Below are 20,067 nucleotides of genomic sequence, written 5' to 3'. Positions count from 1 at the left end.
GTGCGTCGGCACAGCGGCGGTTCGTCAGGGGTAGATGACGATCGGGCGGGAGGCGGGTGCCGATGGGCTCACGCTGAACGTCGCGAGCTGTCCGTCACCGAGGTAGCTCACCGAGATCGCGAGTTTGTCGAATCCGGTGAGGGTGTAGTTGGCTCCGCCGGTGACGGGCTGCGAGACGGTGCGGCCGGCCGGGACACGCACGGAGACGTCGGCGTCGCCGGCGTGCGAGAGCGTGACCGTGGCATCCTTCTGGGTCGGATTCGCGAGGTGGAGCAGAGGTGTCGGTCCGGGCGCGATCGTCACCAGCGCGCGACTCACCACGCTCGTGGTCGAGGTCGACCAGGCGAAGTCCGACTGGCCAGCAGTGCCGACCGTTGACGTGCGGGCGCCGGCGACGAGCGGCTTGTCGCTGGCGATGGTCACCGTGTAGCTGCCGTCGGGATAGGAATCGAGCGGCACCTCGGTGACGATTCCGGGTTGCACCACCATCCGCACCGGGATTGCGGGCTCCGAACCGTTCTCCGGGACTATCGTGATCTCGGCTTTGGCGGAGTCCGCGCCCGGCACGTACAGGCGGATGATCGCACTCAGGTCGCCGAATCCGCTCTCGGCCTGGCGGGCGGCGACCGCCGTGCCGTTGGACAGCACGAGGCCAGGGATCACGGTGAGAGTGGAGGGCGCCGCCGACGTGCCGACGATGTCAACGCCACCGGGCTCCAGGGTGCGGACTATCGACTGTTGCAGGTCTGCGACGACCTGGCCGCCGCGACTCTGCACCCGCACGACCGGGGAGGTGATGTTGGGGGCGAAGCCGGCGAGCGACAGGACTCTCTGCCCACCGGGGGGCACGACGATGCCATCGGTGCCCGCCGCGACGATCGGGCCCGTCTCGGAGAAGATGCTGAGATTCACCGTCGCGACGACGTTGCTCGGGTTGCTGAGGGTGATGAGAGTGGTTCGACCGGTGTCCGTTGCACCTCCGACGAGCCAGCTGTCGCTGCTGCCTTCTGCGCACTCGGCGGCAGCGAGTCCGACCAGGTCGCCCGATGAGACGGCCTGGACCTGGCTGCCGGAGAGCAGCGGTGCCGCCGAAGTATTCGCCCGCGGAGGGAGGGTCAGCAGATCGGGAGCGACGCCCGTGGTGCTGTCGGTTGACGCAAGGGGCTCGAGGGTCGCCTTGCCGACGGTCTGGCCGTAGCGCACCGCTGGCCTGCCGACAGATGAGACCGAGGTCGCGGCTTGCCCGGTGTCGTCCCCGAGTCGCAAGAGGGGGCCGGCGCAGATGCGCTGCTGGGCGGATGCCACGGGGGTGACGAGCCGCGAGACGGGAGGCGCCGTGTGACTGGGCAACGGAACGAGCACGGCCGCACCGATCGCGACAGCAGCCACGGCGATACCGATCACACCGGTGAGCACCCGCGCGCCGACGAGAAGCGCGCCGCGCGCGGTTCTGGGGGCTTTCGCCACCGGCTCTGCGACATCCTCGACCTCGGTGACGTAGGCGCGAGTCTCGAGAGGCTCGTTTGGCCGAGCGTCGTTCGTCGGCGCCTCGTTCGTCGGCGGAGTCCCGTCGGTCGGCTCAGTCATTGTCACCATCCCCGTCGAAGGTATCGGCCGGCTGACCGGGGTGAGATCCGCTCACGGCGAGACGTCGACGGCGGCGAGCGGTGGGAATTCCGAGCAGCAGTGTCATGCCGAAGACGATGCCCTGGGAGATCAGGATCAGGCTGCCGAGGGCGGTGTCGGTGTTGCCGACCGGAGTGATCGCCTTTTCGTTGGCAAGCCCGTCGAAGCGCCAGAGCAAGCCGTTGTCAGTGGCTCCGACCGGGGCGAACAGGGCATTGCTGTCGAGCGCCTCAGAGGTGCGCTTGTGAACCGCGGAGTCATCCGGCGACAGCAAGACGAACCCGATCGAGAGTCTGGTCAGTTCCGCTCCCGCGTCGAATCCGCTGCGGGATGCCAGGTTGCCCGAGACCGTCGCGATGCGACGCGACGTCGCTTCGGAGGAGCTGGATGTCGCGGCGAGGGTCGATTGGTCGTCGAGTGTCGCTCCAGAGCCGCGTTGCACCGTGGCAGCCAGGGCGCCGCCGGGCTGGGGAGTGAGCACCAGGGTGCCGACGCGCGGATGCTGATCGGCCTCGGCAGTGACCACTGCCGGCAGGATCCGCGACCCTGCCTCGACCACTGCCGTCTTCAACAACACGCTTCCGAGCAGGGGCAGCACCAGAATCGTGGCGGTCACAGCCGTGAGAATGCCGACGGGCACGGCGAATCGCCCAAGCGCATCGAGCGCCACAAGAGCGCTGGCGACCAGGCCGAGCCAGAACAGGCTGAGTCCCGCCCCAGTCCAGACGGGCACGGCGCTTGAGCCGAGATGCTCGACCTGCAGGTGCGAAGCGGCGACGGCGGTACCGAAACCGAGGAGCGCAAGGATCATGGACGGGACCGCCCGGCGGGATCCCGGAACGAAGAGGGCGAGTAGCGCGAGAACGCCGATCGGCAGCAGAAGAGCCGCAACGATCACGGTCGCGGAGACTCCGGGGAGTCCGAAGGACTGCGCCACCGCCGACCATCCGTCGAGGCCCCGGGAGGGCGACAACAGGCTGAGATGCAGTGGGCTACCGGGCGAGGTCGGTGCGGGAACCCCGGGGTCGGCGAACAGGGCGAGCGGATTGCCCCGCACCACCTGTTGCACGATGAGGGGCGCGAAGAGGGCGAGCGCCGGAAGGGGGATGCCGAGGAGACGGTGGATGCTCTTCGGCCGGGCGACGATCCAGGCCAGGAGCGCGATCACGAGGGCGGGCACGAGGCTCGGGGCGGATGCCGCAGTGGCGGCGAAGAGCAGTGCGGCCCCGGCCGACGCGGCCCACGAGCGCGGAGCATTGAGCGCTGCAAGCACGAGCCACGGCAGCAGCAGGTGCGCGATCACCGCGCCGAGGTGACCACCGCTCAGCGCGCTGGAGAGCGGGGGCGCGACGGCCCACAGGAACGCGGCGAGGGCAGGAAGCGACGAACGGGTGCTCAGCTTCCGGGCCGCGAACCAGGCACCCAGAGCCGCGAGCGGAAGAGCGAGCAGGTAGAGCAACACGAGGCTGAAGGAGGGCGACCAGAAGGTGATCGAGCCGAGCACGGCAAGAACGTAGGCGAAGGGGTCCGCCGCACCGACGAAGCCGACCCCGATGTCGCGCCACCCGTACCCGACGTGGGACCAGAGCTGCTGAACGGTGTCGCTGAGCGGCAACAGTGCTCCGCCAGTGAGAGACGGTGCTCCGATGAGGGATCCCCAGGAGATCAGGCCGATGAGGCCGGCGAGCACCACGATCCACAGGCCGCCGTGGGAGACGAAGCCCGCGCGCGCCTCCGTGACCGTGACGGTGGACTGGATGCGCTGGGCATCCCGCGCCTGCGCTCGCCGCTCGCGAACTGCTGCCGGCGGCATCCGGAGCGGGGCGATCGACGCCCACCCCACCCGCTTGGTGCGCTTGAGGCTGCGGCGGGCTGGCCCGATCCGGCTGCCGCCGAACGCCGCGGCCAGCGCGGAACCGAGCTCACCACCGACCGCTCCGGGACGCTTGGCGAGCAACTGGCCGATGGCGCGGATGATGGCGAGAGGAAGGAGCGACAGCCAGTGGAACGGCAGGGCAGCGGCGGGCGCGTACACGAGCCGGCGGTGCAGTTGCGCCGCGCGGCGGGAGCTGGCCCGGCGCCGGTCTGAGACGGTGGCGCGCCCGAACATCTCGGGTCCCCCATCACTGGCGACCTTGGCGCCCGGCACGACCACGACCCGGAACCCGGCGAGTCGCGCTCGCACCGAGAAGTCGAGTGCGGCATCCACACTCGGCAGGGCCGGATCGAACCCGCCGAGGGCGGTCCAGAGGGTGCGCCTCACGAGCATTCCGCCGGCGGCCACCCCGAGCACGTCGGAACGCACATCGTGCTGGGCCTGGTCGAGCTCTCCCTCGACGAGGGCGATCGAGGCGCCGTAGTAGGTCATGGTCTCGCCGTATTCGGCGATCACATCGGGCTCGTCCCAGCGCATCAGTTTGGGACCGGCGACGGCGACGGATGGCGCGATCTCCACCGCGCGGAGCATGGCCTCGAGTGCCGCGGGCTGGGGCGCGTTGTCGTGGGCGAGCAACCAGAGCCAGTCATTCACGGATTCCGCCGGCGCCGCAACGGTGAGGGCGCGCTCCACGGCGGAGCCGAAATCCACCTTGCCGGTGGTCGTCACGAGTTGAGTGGGAGCGGATGCCGCAAGCAGTTCCGCGGTGCGGTCGCTGGACCCGGCATCCACGGCGACTATCGCATCGGGTCGACGGGTCTGGCGAGCGAGCCCCGCGAGGGTTCGTTCGAGGTGCGCCGCCCCCGACCGGGCAACGAGTATCGCGGTGACTCTCGTTTGCATCCTGTCGAGACTAAGCGCGCTCGGCGGTCAGCGCGACGTGACACGCACGAGAGGCCCATTTCGCCCGTGGACGAGTGGCGCCCCTGAGTTCGCGTATCGAGACCCGCAGGTGCGTGGCTCCTATGCGCGCTTTCGCAGCTTGCGGCGCTCGCGCTCCGACAGTCCGCCCCAGATGCCGAATCGCTCATCGTTGGCCAGCGCGTATTCGAGGCACTGGTTGCGAACCTCGCAGGAGGTGCAGATCTTCTTTGCGTCCCGCGTCGATCCACCCTTCTCGGGGAAGAATGCCTCGGGATCCGTCTGTGCACACAGCGAATCCGTCTGCCATGCGAGTTGGTTTTCATCCGCGGCAATCGCATCGACCTGGCGCACACCGGGAACGCCGAGGCGCACCGGGTCCACAAACCAGTTGTCCGGGACGACGCCCCCTGGTACAGCGCGGCGATAATCTTCTGGCGCCATAACACAGTCTCCCCTCCGCGATCACGTACGACTTGCGCAAACGCGTTAGGGATAATTACACCGGTGTAGTTAGGCATTCGTCAAGTCGCAAATCGTAAAGGCTCAATCCCACCTCGAGGGTTCGCGACGCGCCGGGCCCCTCAAATGGGGGGCAGCATATCGTGCGCTTGCGGCGAAATCCTGTCAGGCGCCTGAGTTCTGCCGTGCCACCCACGCGGTGGAGACCATGTCGGCGAGGCTGTGGCGCATCGTCCAGTCGAGATCGCGGGCAGCGAGGTTGCCCGCGGAGACGATGCGCGCAGGGTCTCCGGGGCGCCGTGGGCCGATCTCCGGCGTGAACGCGATGCCCGTGACATCCGCCACCGTCGCCATGATCTGGCCAACCGAGACGCCGTCTCCGCTGCCGAGGTTGTAGGCGGCTTCGAGCGGCTCTCCCGCGTCGAGACGCCGAGCGGCAGCGACGTGTGAGATGGCCAGGTCGGAGACGTGGATGTAATCGCGCACGTTCGTGCCGTCGGGCGTGGGGTAGTCGTCGCCGTTGATGTGCGGAGTCCGCCCTTCGGCGAGCGCGTCGAACACCAGAGGGAACAGATTGTGCGGACTCGTGTCCCGCAGCGACGGGTCTCCCGAGCCCACGACGTTGAAGTAGCGCAGGGAGGTGTGGCGGAGCCCGGTGGCGACCCCCTGGTCGCGCAACAGCCACTCGCCGATGAGCTTCGACTCCCCGTAGGGCGACTGCGGGTTCTTCGGGGTGTCCTCGGTGACCAGATCGACATCCGGCGTTCCGAACACTGCGGCGCTCGAGGAGAAGACGATGCGGTCGACTCCGCGGTCCTGCATCGCGGCCAGGAGAACCGCGGTACCGGTCACATTCTGCTCGTAGGTGTGCAGCGGACGCTGCACACTCACCCCGGCATACTTGAAACCCGCGACGTGGATGACCCCGGTCACAGCGTGCCGCTTGAGAGTGTCGAGAACCAGGTCGCCGTCGAGGATCGTGCCGCGGACGAAGGCGACGCCTCTCGGCACGAACTCCGCGTGGCCGCTCGAGAGGTCATCAAGCACCACCGGCGTAAGTCCGGCATCCTGCAACGCTCGAACCACGTGGGCTCCGATGTAGCCGGCGCCGCCGGTCACTAACCAGGTCATGCGTACAGGCTAGTGGGGTCGTCCGGGCTGCCGGCGGTACCCGTCTCGCCGACCTACGACTATCGAGCCGATGACGGCCCACGCGGTGAGTGTTCCCATGACGAGTATGAAAGTGATCATGGCAGAAAATCTATGACTTGAGAGTTACTGCCACGAGTGGCAGGATGGCCATCGTTCCGCTCATTCCCGCCACAGGAGTCGCCGTGTTGAAGAAGATCGTGCTCCTCGCTCTCCCCGGAGTCGCCCCCTTCGAATTCGGAGTCATCTGCGAGGTCTTCGGCATCGACCGCTCCGACATGGGCGGCCCCTCGTTCGACTTCACCATCGCGACGGCAATCCCGGGTCCGGTGCGCACCAGCCTCGGTTTCGACATGATCATCCAATCCGGACTGGATGTCGCGGCCGATGCCGACCTCATCGCGGTGCCGGCGCACTCGGTGGATCCCGCGGACTTCGGTCCGATCGACGAGCGCTACCTCGAGGTGATCCGCGCCGCGGAGGCTCGCGGCGCCTGGGTGTTGAGCGTCTGCAGCGGAGCCTTCGCTCTGGCCCAGGCCGGCATCCTCGAGGGGCGCCGCGCCACGACCCATTGGATGCACGCCGAACAGCTCGCCGCGCGCTATCCGGGCTCGACCGTCGACGCCGACGTGCTCTACGTGGAGGATCGCAAGGTCGTCACGAGCGCGGGCACGGCGGCGGGCATCGACGCCGCGTTGCACATCGTGCGCAAGGAGCTGGGAGCATCGGTTGCCAACGTCGTCGCCCGGCGCATGGTGGTGCCACCCCAGCGCGACGGCGGCCAGGCCCAGTACATCCAGTCGCCGCTCAGTGACGACTGCGCCGACTCCTTCGCAGAGGTCGCGGAGTGGATGCTGCAGCACCTCGGCGAAGACCTTCCCGTCGAGCAGCTCGCGCGTAAAGCGCTGATGTCGCCGCGAACATTCGCCCGGCGTTTCCGTGCCGACATGGGAACGACTCCCGCAGCCTGGCTGAACCGGCAGCGCATCATCCGCGCCCAGCAGCTGCTCGAGCAGACCGAGCTGAGCCTCGAGATGGTCGCGGCCGACACCGGTTTCGGCGCCGCGGCGGTGATGCGGCACCACTTCGTGAAGGTGCTGCAGGTGACCCCCACGGCCTACCGGCGGGCATTCTGCGAGAAGGTGCCGGCGTAGCCCCCCGACGCCTCCCGGACTGTCACCCGCCGCCACCTCCCCCAAAACGCAGGAGATTCGCCGCCGAAACGCTCCTTCGGCGGCGTTCGTCACGGGTTGGTGGCGAATCTCCTGCGTTTTCGTTGGACGTGTGATCGCGCTTTCGACCGCGAGAGGACGCCTCGCACGCGGTCGGGACGCACTTCGAGGCGATACGGCCGGCGAGCGCGGATCGCGGTGAGCGCGAGGTCATCCGCTCGGCATCGCCGCACGGCCAGGAGGATGCGTGCGAAGTCGATGTAGAGCTGCCGGTAGGTGAATCGCAGGACCCGATCCCCCGTGATCGACATCGTCGTATCCCTGTCGTGGTCGTTCTCCCATGAGTTCGACGTCGTGGCTGTCCACGCCGGATCGTGTTGCCCGCCGTCGATCTCGACGAAGGTGTGCGGCCCGACCTGAAAGTCGAGTCGTCCGACACCCCGGCGCGACACCTGTTGAACCACGGAGAGACCCGAATCCGTGGCCCAGAGTCGGAAGAACGTCTCGCCATGCGATTCGTCGAGCGCACTCACCAACTCTCGCCACCCGCGCACGTCACCCGGCGCGCGGGCGAATACGGCATCCATCCGGCGATCGGTCCACTTCTCGAAATGCATCACGAGGCTCGCGCACGCGACGGCAATGTCACGAGGTTCATCGATCAACACCTGCAGAAGGGCATCGTCCATGGACACCCTCCAGCGGGACTCCGCGGATGCCACGCGGTCGACCCAGTGGATGCGCACGTCGCGCTCGCCCGCGAGACGCTTCCGGCGATCGTGTGTCGATCGAAGCCGACCGGCGGTCGCCCTCACCGCGATGTGGGTCTCCGGTCGTCGGGGAACGGGGATTCCGTAGGACTCGAGTGCGGAGATCGAGGTCAAACGACCACCCACCCTCACCGCGCGGATCGCGCACTCCGGGGCATCCGGAACCGAGTACCAGCCCTGCCTCACCCGGAATATCCGGCGGTCACCCAGGGCTGCGCGGATCGAACTGTCGGAATGGCCGAGCGCCAGAAGGTCCCTTCGTCGCAGGAACCAGCCAGATCGTCGAACGAGCGTGTCGATGGGCGTCATCGCCGAAGCATCTCGGCAGTCGGAGGTCCTGCGTGCCACCGCCTACCGATCTGGGGAGATCGGCGCGCGCATCTGCCGGGGGAGGAGAGGTCACCGCGCGAGTCGTCACCAAAACGCAGGAGATTCGCCGCGAAAACGCACCTGCGGCGGCAAACAGTAGCGTTTCGTGGCGAATCTCCTGCGTTTTGGGGAGGGATCGACACGGAATGGGCACCACGGCGCACTCACGCCGCGCGCAGTAACCGCCTACGCCCCCGTCGTCGCCACGAACACGGTGCCGGAGCCCGTGAACCGCAACCCCGCCTCATCCGGCGTGATGAACACCGAGTCCCCGAGCACCAGGGAGGCGGATGACACGGAGCCGGAGATCGACACCTCGCCGGCCGTACACAGCGCGATCGCCGGCCCACTGAGCGTGACCGAGGCGTCGAGGAACATGCCGTCGACGCGCAGAAGTTCGAAGTCCGGCACATCCGGGGTGAAGGCCGCGACGCCTTCGGAGGGAGAGCTCGACTGAAGGTAGGGCACCGGCACCGGAGTGAAGTCCAGAACGTCGAGCAGCTCCGGCACGTCGATGTGCTTCGGGCTGAGGCCTCCGCGCAGCACGTTGTCAGAGGACGCCATCAGCTCCACGCCGAGGCCGCTGAGGTAGGCGTGGATGTTGCCGGCCGGCAGATAGAGCGCCTCCCCCGCCACGAGCGTCACCCGGTTCAGCAACAAGGCGATGACGATGCCCGGATCGCCCGGATACTCCTCCGCGAGCTGAGAGACCGTCGCCATCTCGGCGTCGTAGCCTGCCACTCCGCGGGATGCCAGCGTCGTGACGAGCGACACCAGTGTGGCGACGCCGGTGCGCCGACCGATGAGCCATTCGAAGGTCTCCGGCAGCGCGACATCCGATCCCGAAAGGGAGTCGAGGAGGTCTTCGAGAGGTTGCGGCTGAGGGTCCTCCAGCGCATTCGCCGCGTCGATCAACGCGTGAAGCAGCGTGCGAACCTCGGCGAGCGGGCGGAATCCGCACAGCGCATCGAAGGTCGGAGACAGGGCGTAGATCAGCTCCGGCTTGGGAAAGGCGTCCTTGTAGTTGCGCTCTGGAGCATCGAGAGCGATGCCGAGCTCGTTCTCGCGGTCGAATCCGGCCCGCGCCTGCTCGAGAGTCGGGTGTGCCTGCAGCGAGAGCGGGGACGCGGCGGCGAGCACCTTCAACAGGAACGGGAGTCGACCGGATGCCGCGAACCGCCCGAGCGTCGTCTCCGGGTCGGCCGCAATCCACTCCGCGAGATCCGTCGCACCGCCCGTCTGCGTTGGATCGAGGATCGTGCTCGGCGAGCCGGGATGCGCCCCGAGCCAGAGCTCGGCCTCAGGGTCTCCGGATGCCTCGCAACCGAGCAGTTTCGCGATCGCGGTCGTCGACCCCCACGCGTACGGCCGGGGGGTATTGGTGATGCCTACAAACATCCGCGCGTTCCTTCGATCGGGGGTTAGACAAAACTACCAATCGCTTGGCCAACGCCCAGAATCGGCGTTTAAGGTGGCCGGAGATGTCTCTCTCACGCAATGGAGCCCCGATGACCCTCACCGAAGAAAACGCGAAGTCCGCCGCCGAACTCGCCCCCTTCACGCCACTGATCAGCGACTTCTATGGCTACGAGAGCCTGCTCAGCGAACACGAGAAGCAGTACATCGTGAAGCTCCGCGCGTTCCTCGAGGCCGAGGTACGCCCGATCATGAACGACCTCTGGACCACAGCGGAATTCTTCCCCCGTCACATCGTCGACGGCCTCGCCGAACTCGGTCTCTTCGGGCAGTCCTACCCGGAGACGCAGCAGTTCCCCAACAGCGCGACCTTCCGCGGCTGGGTCGCCCTGGAACTCGCGCGGGTGGATGCCTCGGTCGCCACCCTCGTCGGCATGCAGAACGGCCTCGTAATGGGGTCCATCGCCGTGGCAGGGTCCCCCGAGCAGCGCGCCGAGTGGCTGCCACGATTCGCGAGCGGCGAGCTGCTCGGGGCATTCGGACTCACCGAACCCCTCTCCGGATCCGACACCGCCCAGGGCTTGCAGACCGTCGCGAAGCGCGACGGCGACAACTGGATTATCAACGGTGCGAAGCGCTGGATCGGCAACGGTTCGATCAGCGACGTCACCATCATCTGGGCGCGCGATGCGGACGACAACCAGGTCAAGGGCTTCATCGTGCCGACCACGACCGAGGGATACTCCGCGAAGCGCATCGAGAACAAGCAGGCGCTTCGCATCGTGCAGAACGCCGACATCGTGCTCACCAACGTGATCGTGCCGGAGGCGAACCGCCTCCAGGGTTCCAAATCCTTCCGCGAGACCGCGGCAGTGCTCCGCCTCACCCGCGCCGAAGTGGCCTGGGCCGCGGTCGGCAACTCGGTGGGCGCCTACGAGGCGGCCGTCGAGTACGCCGGCTCCCGCATCCAATTTGGAAAGCCCATCGGCAGCCACCAGCTGGTGCAGGAGTTGCTCGCCAAGAGCCTCGCCAACATCACGGCGTCGATCGGAGTCGTCACGCGCGTCTCCGACATGCTCGACCAGGGCACTCAGCGCGACGAGCACTCCTCGCTCGCCAAGGAGTTCACCACCCGGCACATGCGCGAGACGGTCGCCTGGTGCCGCGAGCTCTTCGGAGGCAACGGGATCGTCATGGACTACGGCGTCATCAAGTACTTCGCGGATGCCGAAGCCATCTACTCCTACGAGGGCACGCGCGAGATGAACACCCTCATCGTCGGGCGCGCGATCACCGGCAAGGCGGCCTTCGTCTGACCCCGCCGGTCGAGTAGGAGCGCCAGCGACCCCTGTGCCGGTCGAGTAGGAGCGCCAGCGACGTGTCGAGACCCCCCGCCGGGTCTCGTTGCGCCCGCAGAGCGCGCTACTCGACCCACACATCCCCGCAACGCCTAACCTGTTCTCTATGAAGACACTCGATAGCCGCGGATTCCGCCTGGGATTCGCGACCTTCGTGTTGTTCACCGGGATAGCCGGCGACTTCTGGAGGAACTCCTTCAGCTGGTACGGCTACGGCGTGTTCGTCGTGGTCATCGCCGCCATCTCGATCGTCGTGCTTGTGCACAATCGCGACCGTTTCCGTCTCGGATCGCTGCCGTATCCGCTGCTCGCGTTCATCGTCCTCGCGTTCCTCTCGATCGCGTGGTCGTTCTATCCCGGTTTCACGGCCCTCGGCGCCGTCGTGCTGCTGCTGACCACCGCGTCGGCGGTCTCGATCGCGGTGACCGTGACCTGGCCGGAGCTTCTCATCGTGCTCGGCTGGGTCTTCCGGCTGGTGCTCGGGCTCTCGTTCCTCTTCGAATTCATCGTCTCGGCGATCATCCGGCATCCGATCTACCCGGTGTGGGTGACGCCCGAAAGCAACCCCGCCAAGTTGCTCTACTGGTCGCGGGATCTGCTCTTCGATCTCGGCAAGATCCAGGGCATCGTGGGCAACTCGAGCCTCCTCGCCATGGCCGCGTTGCTCGGGCTCATAGTGTTTGCGATCCAGCTCGCCTCGAAGTCCGTGAAGCGCGGGTGGGGCTGGTTCTGGCTGGCCGTCGCCATTCTCACGATCGCGCTCACCCGATCCGCCACCATCTTCGTCGCACTGGCTGCCGTGGTGGTCGTGGCGCTTGCCGCGCTGATCGTGAGACGGGCCGGCACTCCCCGCCGACGGGCCTATGCCTACGGCGGAATAGTCATCGTCACTGCGGGTCTCGCGGTGCTTGCGGATGTCGCACAGAGCCGCATCCTCGAGCTGCTCGGCAAGAGTTCCGACTTCACCGGCCGCTTCACGATATGGCACGAGGTCATCGCACTTGCCCAGCAGCGCCCGGGTGCGGGCTGGGGATGGCTCGGCTACTGGATCGTCTGGATCGCGCCATTCGACACCTTCAAGAAGGCAGGGGGCGTTCAACCACCGCACGCCCACGATGCCTGGCTCGATGTCTGGCTGCAGCTCGGTGTCATCGGACTCGTCGTCTTCGGCGCGCTCGTGCTCGCGACCGTCGTGCGCTCCTGGCTGATCGCTATCGACCCGGTGGTCACGTCGCCTCGAGACCCCGGCTCCCACCTCTGGCTCTCGCTGCTCCCCCTTCTCGTCCTCACCGCTCAGTTGGTGCAGAGCATCGCCGAGAGCCGCATCCTGCTCGAGGGTGGACTGATGCTGCTCGTGATCTGGGCGGTCAAGACCAAGATCAGCCCTCTCGGCCTCGAGCCGGTAGCCCCTGAGCTCTCCCCCGCGACCTTGCGAGGCAGACCGTGAGCATGGCCGAGCCGAGACATCCCGCGTTCGAACTGGCCAGGAGCTTTCTCGGAGCCCCCCGCTTCTCGGCGGCTCTCACCCAGGTCATCATCGGATCGCAACTCGCAACGCTCCTGCTGCAGGAGCTGATGGGCTGGGCCGGTGCTCTCGCCATCCTCGGTGGCCTCGTCGTGCTCGCATCGTTGTCACTGCTCGCCCAGCGCGAGGAGATCGAGTGGCACGGCCTTCTGCCGATCTCCCTCCTCGTCTTCGTGGGCTGGGCGACGATTTCGGTCTTCTGGAGCCAATACAACTGGGCGACCGCGGGCAGTGCCATCTACCTGCTGTCGGTGACGATGCTCGGAATCTACGTCGCGCTCATCCGCGACACGATCCAGATCGCGCGGGCCTTCGGAAACGTGCTGCGCGGAGCCCTGCTGCTCTCCCTCGTGCTGGAGATATTCTCCGGCGTGCTCATCGACAGCCCCATCCACTTCCTCGCGATCGCCGGCAACCTCGATGTGCTCGGGCCGATCCAGGGCATCTTCGGCACCCGCAACAAGCTCGGCATCGTCACGCTCGTGGCGATCGTGACTTTCGGCACGGAACTGCGCACCCGCTCGGTCTCCCGCAACCTCGCGATCGGATCCCTCGTGCTCGGCGGGATCACCCTGCTGTTCGCCCGGTCTCCGATCGCCTTCGGCACCCTGATGGTGGCGATGCTCGCCGCCCTCGCCCTCTACGGTCTCCGCCGAGTGTCACCGGAGCGCAAGCGCATTTGGCAATTCGTGCTGCTGGGATCGACGATCACGGTGGGTACGATCGCGTGGGCTGTCCGCACGCCGATCATCAATGCGCTCAGCGCGAGCAACGAGCTGAACCAGCGACTCGCGATCTGGCGCCCGATCCGTTTGTTGATCCCCACCCACGAACTCGAGGGCTGGGGCTGGGCCGGCCACTGGTGGGAGGGCATTCCCCCCTTCACCTACATCCGCGACGGGCTGCAGCCGTCCGCACTCAATGCCTACCTCGACGTCTGGTTCCAGGTCGGCCTGATCGGCCTCTTCGCCTTCGTCTTCATGCTCGGGCTGGCCTTCATCCGCTCCTGGCTCCTCGCCTCCCGCCAGCGCAGCTTCGTCTACGCCTGGCCGGCACTGGTGCTCGTCGTGCTGCTGGTGACCGGGCTGGCCGAAAGCAGCCTGCTCGTGGAGTTCGGCTGGTTGACGTTCGTGGTGTGCTCGGTGAAGGCGTCGCGGGAGCTGAGTTGGCGCAAGGCGTTCGCGGCGACGCGCGTGCCCGCGGTGTGGGAATAGTGGCCCTACAATTGCAACGGCCCGACGGGCCGGAAGCTTTCCTCGTGTGTGATATTTGCGGAGTTCCATGCGCTTGACCAGCCCTCGGATACCCGGTCGGGCGCGTTCCATAGTTGCTGTCGCGCGACTCCGACTGTCTCGATTCTCGGAGCCTCGCGCCGACGGGCTGCCGAGGGCGCGGGTACTCCTCTCCTTCCCCGCGCTCTTGCTTCTCTTCGGAATCGTCTGCGTTTCGTTCGGCCTCAACGGCACGTCATCGGGAGAGATGTACGGAAGGGTCTACTCCGGATCCGATCCGAGCCTGCTTTCCGGGCACCCGGAAAAAATCCGCTCCGACGAGTGGTACGTGAACACGTCATGGTCGATCGCGCAGGTACAACAGGGTCTGCCCGATCGCAACCAGACGATGCCGGGAGGAATGGATGCTGCGCTGCCGCATGACCTTCCCCGAGCGGATTGGTCAGTGCTGCTGCGCCCGCACCTGTGGGGATATCTCTTCCTGGACGTCGGCCACGCCACGGCATTCAAGTGGTGGATCGCCGCCCTCACATTCATTGCCGCGGCATTCTGTTTCCTGGTGACGTTGCTTCCCCGTCGTCCGATCCTGTCCGCCGCGATCGCCGTAGGGTTCTATTTCAGTCCCTTCTTCCAATGGTGGTTCCAGACTGTAATCTTCTGGCCATTGGCCTGGGCTCTCGTCACGATGACGGCGATTCTCTGGGCCACGCGAGACAAGTCCTGGGGATCACGGTGGGCGTGGGCCGCGGTCATCGCCTTCCTCACGCCCGTGATGGCCATGGGCATCTACGCCCCATTCATCGTTCCCGTCGTGCTTGTCGTGATCTTCTTCGCCGTCGGGACGATCGTGGAACAAAAACGCATGGGCTCGACCTGGGTAGATCTTCTCAAGCGAGCAATTCCCATCGCTGTCGCCGGCGCGCTCGGCGCTGCGATAACCCTGGTCTGGCTCGCGACGAAGGCGAAGGCGCTTGCCGGATTCCTGTCGACTTCGTATCCCGGAACGCGCCTCACGTCCACCGGGGAGGCGACTCCGCTGTCGGCCGCCCGCACCATCAGTTCTGCCTTTACAGAGTCCCTCACCTACAGCAATGGATTCCTCGGCCTCAATTCCTCGGAGTCGTCGACCTTCTTCCTGGTGGGTGCATTCATGGTGCCCATCGTGGGATGGATCGTCTATCGCACCGTCCGGGCACGGCGGGCGCTTCCCTGGATGCTCATCGCCCTTGTCGCCGTCCTGCTGATTTTCGTCGCGTTCTCGTACCTTCCCGGTTGGAATGCGATCGCGCACCTCCTCTTTCTCGACCGCACCTCCGATAATCGCCTTCGAATCGGCCTGGGGCTGGCGTCCTTCGCGATCCTCGGACTGGTCCTAAGGCATCTGGAGCACGATTCGAAACGACCGCCCTCGTGGCTCTCCGCCGCCACGGCAGCCCTGTTCCTCCTCTCGCAGATCGGTGTTGCTGCGGCGGTCTGGATCGTCGAAGGGCGCGATCGGCTGTGGCACGACGCTCCGTTCTGGTGGCTGTACGCGCTCGCCTCCGCTGCCGTGATCTTCTGGTTCGCTCGAAAACGATTCGCGCTCGGCGCCCTTGCCTTCGTGCTCGTCGGAGTGCTCGGAACCGCCGCCGTGAATCCCGTCTACGTAGGTGTGTTCGATCTGCGAAAGACCCCGGTGTCTCAGGCGGTCGTGAAACTCGACCGTGTGGACAAAGGAACCTGGGTTGGAGTTGGCGGCGTCGAAACCTCCGCGATCCTCCTCGAATCCGGTGTGCGGGCTTTCAACGGCGTCCAGGGGGCGCCATCCGCCACCATGTGGCGCGACATCGACCCGACCGGCCGGTATCGCTTCAGCTGGAACCGTCTCGCCGGGATCGGATGGATGCCCGCCCCGGGCGAACCGCAGGTGTCCAACCCTGCTCCAGACCAGATCCTCGTCACCTTCGACGCCTGTTCCACGTTCGCACAAAAACACGTGGAGTACGTCTTGTCGGGCAAATCGACGCTCGGCAAATCGTGCCTGCACGCCATCCATTCTTTCGTCGTTCCGAGGCAGACGCTGACAATCTACCGGGTCGTCCCTGCACCGCGATAACGGGTCAGACACGGTCCTCGAGCAGCGCCAGATCCGCTTCGACCATGATGTGGACAAGCTGTTCGAAATCGACGCTCGGTTTCCACCCCAAGGAACGCAACTTCGCCGGATCACCTACCAAGCTCTTGGGATCGGCGGGGCGGTAGAGCGCCGGATCGATGATCACATAAGATTCCCAGTCATCGATTCCCACATACGAAAACGCCGTCTTCACGAATTGCCGCACCGAGTGCGCTACGCCGGTGGCGACGACGTATTCGGAAGCGTCGGGCTGATCGAGGATCGTGACCAGCGCTTCGACATAGTCGGGCGCGTAGCCCCAATCTCGAAAGACGTCGATGTTTCCGAGCGTCAGCGACTCGGCTCCGCCCGTGGCGATCAGCGCCGCCTGGCGGGAGATCTTACGGGCGACGAAACTGGCTGGGCGACGTGGAGACTCGTGGTTGTAGAGGATCGCCGAGCTGGCGAGCATGCCGCGGGCACGATACACGGCCACCATCTCCTGGGCGAAAGACTTGGCCGCACCATACGGCGTGACAGGCATCCGAGGAGTCGATTCGCGCTGGGGTGACGAGAGAGCGTCCCCAAAGACCTCCGCGCTAGACGCCTGGAGGAATCGCACCGGCGCGCCAGCCGACAACTGCAGTTGCCAGGCGGCCTCCAGCAGTCGAACCGGGCCGACGCCGAGCACGTCGGCGGTCTCCGTGGGAAATTGCCACGAGCGTTCGACCGACGTGTTGCCCGCGAGATTCACGATATGTGTGGGTCGCACGTTCACCACGACATCGGTAATGCTCGCTGTGTCAGCGAGATCGGCGACGTGCGCAGTCACTCCCGGGAATTCGGCGATGAGTCGGCTTGCGCCCTCCGTGGAGTGACACATGCCGTGCACGTCGAACCCCCGCGCCACGAAACGCTCGACGAGATAGTGCCCGTCCTGGCCGTTCGCTCCGGTGACGAGAACGATGTTCGAGCCGTCGGATGCACCCATGGCGACAAGCATAGGGGAGGCCGTCAGACAGACTGGAGCGCTTGACGATACGCGCTCAGGTGCACGTCGCGGCACGCCTCCCAGGTGAACCGGGCCGCCTGGTGGACGCCTGCCATAGACAGGGTCGCTCGATCGGCGATCGCTGTCTCGATGCCAGATGCGATAGCGCCGACGTCGAGAGGATCGAAGAGTATAGCCGCGTCGCCGCACACCTCCGGGATGGAACCCGCATTCGAGACGGCAGCGGGACATCCGGATGCCATCGCCTCGAGCGGCGGAAGGCCAAACCCCTCGTAGAGGCTGGGGAACGCGATCGCGGATGCCGACCGATAGAGGGAATGCAACTTCTCGGTGCTCACGAGACCCAAGCGATCGACCCAGTCCGGGAGCGCGCCGAGCGAGTCGAGGTTTCCGCCGGTGAGAACCAGCCGGATGCCCGGAATGGAGGTTCGAACGACGGCCATCGCCTCGACCAGTCGGGCGTGGTTCTTGTGTGCCCAGCCCCGGGCGGGATAGAGCACGAAGTTCTCTCGTTCGCCGAAATTCGGCACGAACGCGGAGGTGTCCACGCCGAGATGGGCGACGCGGATCTTCTCGGGCGAAAGCCCGAGTAGCTGGACCATTCGCGTCTTGGCGAATTCGCTGATTGTGATCACAACGTCGGCGCGCTTCGCCGCTCCCTGGTAGAAGTGGTGGCGATACGCCAGCTCCGCGCGGCTGAACAACTGCGGCAGGTCGAGGTGCTGCACGTCGAGCAGCGACTGCACGAAACCCTGGTGGCGCGTCGGTCGGGGCACAGAAACGGTGAAAGGGAAATGCACGACATCACGGTCGGCGGTCAGTCGCCGAATGCTCTTTGCGCGCACAGTGGCAGTCGCAACGGTGCGCAGTCGATCGCCCGTGGAAGCACCGCCTCGCACTTGCTCGACGACTCGTTCCGGGATTCCCTCGCTAAAACCTGCCGCACTAGCCGGCAGTACAGCCACGGCCGACACTTCGTCTATGCCGTCGAGCTGCCGGGTGAGGGCGCGGGCGTAAGTCTCGCTGCCCCCCATGCCGCCGGGAACGAGAGTCAGCATCGAGAGTCCGACGCTCAGTCCTGTGGATCTGGTCGAGCTCACTCGGGAACGTAGACCGTGTCGATCCAGGGCTTTCCACTCACGGCGAGCGCCTCGACATCGGCGTCGACCATGAGCCGGGCGAGCTGGGGGGTGTGGACACGGGGAACCCATCCGAGCTGTTCCTGCGCACGGGATGCGTCGCCGACGAGTGCATCCACCTCCGTCGGTCGCAAATACCGCTCGTCGAAGGTGACGTACTTCTGCCAGTCGAGTCCAACGTGCTCGAAGGAGAGCTGCAGGAAGTCTTTGACCGTGAAGTTCGTTCCAGTGGCAACAACGTAGTCAGTGGGCGTGTCGTGCTGCAACATGCGCCACATCGCCTCGACGTACTCCGGCGCATATCCCCAGTCGCGCACAGAATCGAGGTTTCCCATGAACAGTTCGCTCTGCTGCCCCGCCGCGATTCGAGCGACTGCACGAGTAATCTTTCGGGTCACGAACGTCTCGCCGCGGCGAGGAGACTCGTGATTGAAGAGGATGCCGTTGACCGCGAACATGCCGTAGCCCTCGCGGTAGTTGCGAGTCACCCAATAGGAATAGAGCTTCGCGGCACCATAGGGAGAGCGCGGATAGAACGCGGTGTCCTCGTTCTGCGGTGGTGGTGTAGCGCCGAACATCTCCGAGCTCGACGCCTGGTAGAAGCGGCAGTCGAGACCGATCATCCGGATCGCCTCGAGAAGGCGGATGGAGCCGAGACCGGTGGAATCGCCAGTGTATTCGGGCTCATCGAAACTCACCCGCACGTGAGATTGTGCTCCGAGGTTGTACACCTCATCGGGGCGGATCGACTCGAGCAGCGTGACGAGTCGAGATCCGTCGCTCAGGTCGCCGTAGTGCAGGAACAGCTTTGCGCCGCTCTCGTGGGGGTCGCGGTAGAGGTGATCGATCCGCGCCGTGTTGAACGTCGAAGCCCGCCGGATGAGCCCGTGCACCTCATAGCCCTTGGACAGCAGCAACTCGGCGAGGTAGCTTCCGTCCTGCCCGGTGATTCCCGTGACGAATGCTCGCCTGGCCGTCTGTTCGCTAATGGTAGGCACTCCTGCATCGTGAAGTTGTGGCGTGGCTGCGTCGGTACGCACGCGCCGAGATAGGTCGCAACTCTATCGCACAGGCCCTATCTGGCCTGCGCGCTCACACGGCGTGCGGCGAAGGACGACGCCCAGCGGATCGGGTAGTTCCAGAGGGGGCTGATGGGGCGAAGCAGCGGTACGAGGTGCCTGGTCTTGACCGATTCCGACTCACGACTTGAATTGAGCCGATTGGCCACGGTGAGCGAGTCAGGGTGCCATCGGAACGCAGATACCGCGGTTCGCGTGCAGACGAAAGACCCGTGTGCCCGGAGCTTGAGGAACGCGTCGAGGTCCATCGCGTATTTGAGAGTGACGTCGAAGCCTCCGATGGCCTCAAGCGCATCCAACCTGATCATGGTGCCGGGGTGCGGAATCAGGTCCGGACCCCAGGGGAGCAGGAACTTGGCGAGTACGCCGGCATTGCTCACCGCCAGGACATTCCCCGCCGGGTCGATGTACTCGCAGCCGCCATAGGCGAGAACGGCCCCCGGATGCTCACCGAGCAAGCCCCGGAGAGTGAGGAGTCCGCCCGCCCGAAAAAGGTCGTCGTCACCGATCCAGGCATAGAATTCTTCGTCGGTCCTGGCTGCAAGGCCGCAGTTGATGGCAGCCGAGATCCCTTCCTTCGGGTCGTCAACAATCACCGCGGCGAATCCGGCCACGAGCTCGCGAGCGGCGACCGCGCCCGTCGGCATCACTACGATGAGGGTGAGATCGACGTCAGCACGCTGCGCGTCAACCGCCGAAAGCGTCTCTGCCAGAGAATCCAATCGCTCCCCCAGCGTGGGAAGAACGACCAGTATCTTCGCGTTGGACATGTTCGTCTCTCGAATTGTTAGAATCTCTGGCTGAGCGCAATTCAGCGCCTATCCTGACCGTCGCTGTTCGCGCCGCAGGCAGAATGAATATGGATC

Annotated in this window: 15 protein-coding genes; 5 read left to right on the top strand and 10 right to left on the bottom strand. The window is 65.9% G+C overall.

Annotated elements, in window-relative coordinates:
* Positions 1-24 precede the first annotated feature (24 nt).
* The 4 genes from ABIB54_RS03615 to galE all read right to left on the bottom strand — a co-directional run bounded on the left by ABIB54_RS03615 (position 25) and on the right by galE (position 6,016).
* Complete coding sequence (locus ABIB54_RS03615) at positions 25-1,587, bottom strand: DUF5719 family protein (RefSeq protein WP_354574146.1); 1,563 nt, start codon at positions 1,585-1,587, stop codon at positions 25-27.
* Positions 1,580-4,405, bottom strand: coding sequence for a glycosyltransferase family 2 protein (locus ABIB54_RS03610; protein ID WP_354574145.1), 2,826 nt, complete (start codon positions 4,403-4,405; stop codon positions 1,580-1,582). Before ABIB54_RS03610 ends, ABIB54_RS03615 begins: the two co-directional genes overlap by 8 nt.
* A 120-nt stretch (positions 4,406-4,525) precedes the next feature.
* Complete coding sequence (locus tag ABIB54_RS03605) at positions 4,526-4,867, bottom strand: WhiB family transcriptional regulator (protein ID WP_185202566.1); 342 nt, start codon at positions 4,865-4,867, stop codon at positions 4,526-4,528.
* 183 nt (positions 4,868-5,050) lie between these two features.
* The gene (gene galE / locus ABIB54_RS03600) at positions 5,051-6,016 is read right to left on the bottom strand and encodes a UDP-glucose 4-epimerase GalE (protein ID WP_354574144.1); all 966 of its coding nucleotides are present in this window, start codon (positions 6,014-6,016) and stop codon (positions 5,051-5,053) included.
* Positions 6,017-6,180: 164 nt separating this feature from the next.
* Here galE and ABIB54_RS03595 point away from each other — a divergent pair, with 164 nt between their 5' ends.
* Positions 6,181-7,188 (top strand): GlxA family transcriptional regulator, encoded by a 1,008-nt coding sequence (locus ABIB54_RS03595; protein WP_354574143.1) that lies wholly within the window; start codon positions 6,181-6,183, stop codon positions 7,186-7,188.
* A gap of 89 nt (positions 7,189-7,277) precedes the next feature.
* On the opposite strand, the gene ABIB54_RS03590 is transcribed toward ABIB54_RS03595, so the two are convergent.
* Together ABIB54_RS03590 and manA are read right to left on the bottom strand one after the other, a co-directional pair.
* Positions 7,278-8,285, bottom strand: a complete 1,008-nt coding sequence (locus ABIB54_RS03590) for a PDDEXK family nuclease (protein WP_354574142.1) — start codon at positions 8,283-8,285, stop codon at positions 7,278-7,280.
* Between the two features lie 246 nt (positions 8,286-8,531).
* Complete coding sequence (gene manA / locus ABIB54_RS03585; RefSeq protein ID WP_354574141.1) at positions 8,532-9,743, bottom strand: mannose-6-phosphate isomerase, class I; 1,212 nt, start codon at positions 9,741-9,743, stop codon at positions 8,532-8,534.
* Between the two features lie 110 nt (positions 9,744-9,853).
* Between manA and ABIB54_RS03580 the strand changes: the two genes are divergently transcribed.
* From ABIB54_RS03580 to ABIB54_RS03565, 4 genes are all read left to right on the top strand, one after another.
* Complete coding sequence (locus tag ABIB54_RS03580; RefSeq protein ID WP_354574140.1) at positions 9,854-11,077, top strand: acyl-CoA dehydrogenase family protein; 1,224 nt, start codon at positions 9,854-9,856, stop codon at positions 11,075-11,077.
* A gap of 148 nt (positions 11,078-11,225) precedes the next feature.
* Entirely contained in the window at positions 11,226-12,566 is a 1,341-nt protein-coding gene (locus ABIB54_RS03575) for an O-antigen ligase family protein (protein WP_354574139.1), read from the top strand.
* A gap of 2 nt (positions 12,567-12,568) precedes the next feature.
* Complete coding sequence (locus tag ABIB54_RS03570) at positions 12,569-13,858, top strand: O-antigen ligase family protein (protein WP_354574138.1); 1,290 nt, start codon at positions 12,569-12,571, stop codon at positions 13,856-13,858.
* 67 nt (positions 13,859-13,925) lie between these two features.
* Positions 13,926-15,971 carry a DUF7657 domain-containing protein gene (locus ABIB54_RS03565; RefSeq protein ID WP_354574137.1) on the top strand — a complete coding sequence of 682 codons (2,046 nt, stop codon included), beginning with the start codon at positions 13,926-13,928 and terminating at the stop codon, positions 15,969-15,971.
* A gap of 4 nt (positions 15,972-15,975) precedes the next feature.
* On the opposite strand, the gene ABIB54_RS03560 is transcribed toward ABIB54_RS03565, so the two are convergent.
* From ABIB54_RS03560 to ABIB54_RS03545, 4 genes are all read right to left on the bottom strand, one after another.
* Complete coding sequence (locus ABIB54_RS03560) at positions 15,976-16,962, bottom strand: GDP-mannose 4,6-dehydratase (protein WP_354574136.1); 987 nt, start codon at positions 16,960-16,962, stop codon at positions 15,976-15,978.
* A gap of 23 nt (positions 16,963-16,985) precedes the next feature.
* Entirely contained in the window at positions 16,986-18,083 is a 1,098-nt protein-coding gene (locus ABIB54_RS03555) for a glycosyltransferase family 4 protein (RefSeq protein WP_354574135.1), read from the bottom strand.
* Positions 18,080-19,120: a GDP-mannose 4,6-dehydratase gene (gene gmd, locus ABIB54_RS03550; RefSeq protein WP_502917048.1), complete on the bottom strand. Its 1,041-nt coding sequence runs from the start codon at positions 19,118-19,120 to the stop codon at positions 18,080-18,082. Before gmd ends, ABIB54_RS03555 begins: the two co-directional genes overlap by 4 nt.
* A 77-nt stretch (positions 19,121-19,197) precedes the next feature.
* Positions 19,198-19,971, bottom strand: a complete 774-nt coding sequence (locus ABIB54_RS03545) for a glycosyltransferase family protein (RefSeq protein ID WP_354574134.1) — start codon at positions 19,969-19,971, stop codon at positions 19,198-19,200.
* Between the last annotated feature and the right edge of the window lie 96 nt (positions 19,972-20,067).

The sequence above is a fragment of the Frigoribacterium sp. UYMn621 genome, from assembly GCF_040549525.1.
Classification (GTDB): domain Bacteria; phylum Actinomycetota; class Actinomycetes; order Actinomycetales; family Microbacteriaceae; genus Lacisediminihabitans.
The sequence above is the reverse complement of the archived record's forward strand: the minus strand, read 5'-3'. Positions and strand labels throughout refer to the sequence as shown.

Excerpts from the sequence above, each read along its gene's own strand:
- ABIB54_RS03570 (WP_354574138.1), top strand. The coding sequence starts at position 12,569 with ATGGCCGAGCCGAGACATCCCGCGTTCGAACTGGCCAGGAGCTTTCTC.
- ABIB54_RS03610 (WP_354574145.1), bottom strand. The coding sequence starts at position 4,405 with ATGCAAACGAGAGTCACCGCGATACTCGTTGCCCGGTCGGGGGCGGCG.
- ABIB54_RS03605 (WP_185202566.1), bottom strand. The coding sequence starts at position 4,867 with ATGGCGCCAGAAGATTATCGCCGCGCTGTACCAGGGGGCGTCGTCCCG.
- ABIB54_RS03615 (WP_354574146.1), bottom strand. The coding sequence starts at position 1,587 with ATGACTGAGCCGACCGACGGGACTCCGCCGACGAACGAGGCGCCGACG.
- ABIB54_RS03590 (WP_354574142.1), bottom strand. The coding sequence starts at position 8,285 with ATGACGCCCATCGACACGCTCGTTCGACGATCTGGCTGGTTCCTGCGA.
- ABIB54_RS03580 (WP_354574140.1), top strand. The coding sequence starts at position 9,854 with ATGACCCTCACCGAAGAAAACGCGAAGTCCGCCGCCGAACTCGCCCCC.
- ABIB54_RS03545 (WP_354574134.1), bottom strand. The coding sequence starts at position 19,971 with ATGTCCAACGCGAAGATACTGGTCGTTCTTCCCACGCTGGGGGAGCGA.
- ABIB54_RS03595 (WP_354574143.1), top strand. The coding sequence starts at position 6,181 with ATGGCCATCGTTCCGCTCATTCCCGCCACAGGAGTCGCCGTGTTGAAG.
- ABIB54_RS03565 (WP_354574137.1), top strand. The coding sequence starts at position 13,926 with ATGCGCTTGACCAGCCCTCGGATACCCGGTCGGGCGCGTTCCATAGTT.
- ABIB54_RS03560 (WP_354574136.1), bottom strand. The coding sequence starts at position 16,962 with ATGGGTGCATCCGACGGCTCGAACATCGTTCTCGTCACCGGAGCGAAC.
- galE (WP_354574144.1), bottom strand. The coding sequence starts at position 6,016 with ATGACCTGGTTAGTGACCGGCGGCGCCGGCTACATCGGAGCCCACGTG.
- manA (WP_354574141.1), bottom strand. The coding sequence starts at position 9,743 with ATGTTTGTAGGCATCACCAATACCCCCCGGCCGTACGCGTGGGGGTCG.
- ABIB54_RS03575 (WP_354574139.1), top strand. The coding sequence starts at position 11,226 with ATGAAGACACTCGATAGCCGCGGATTCCGCCTGGGATTCGCGACCTTC.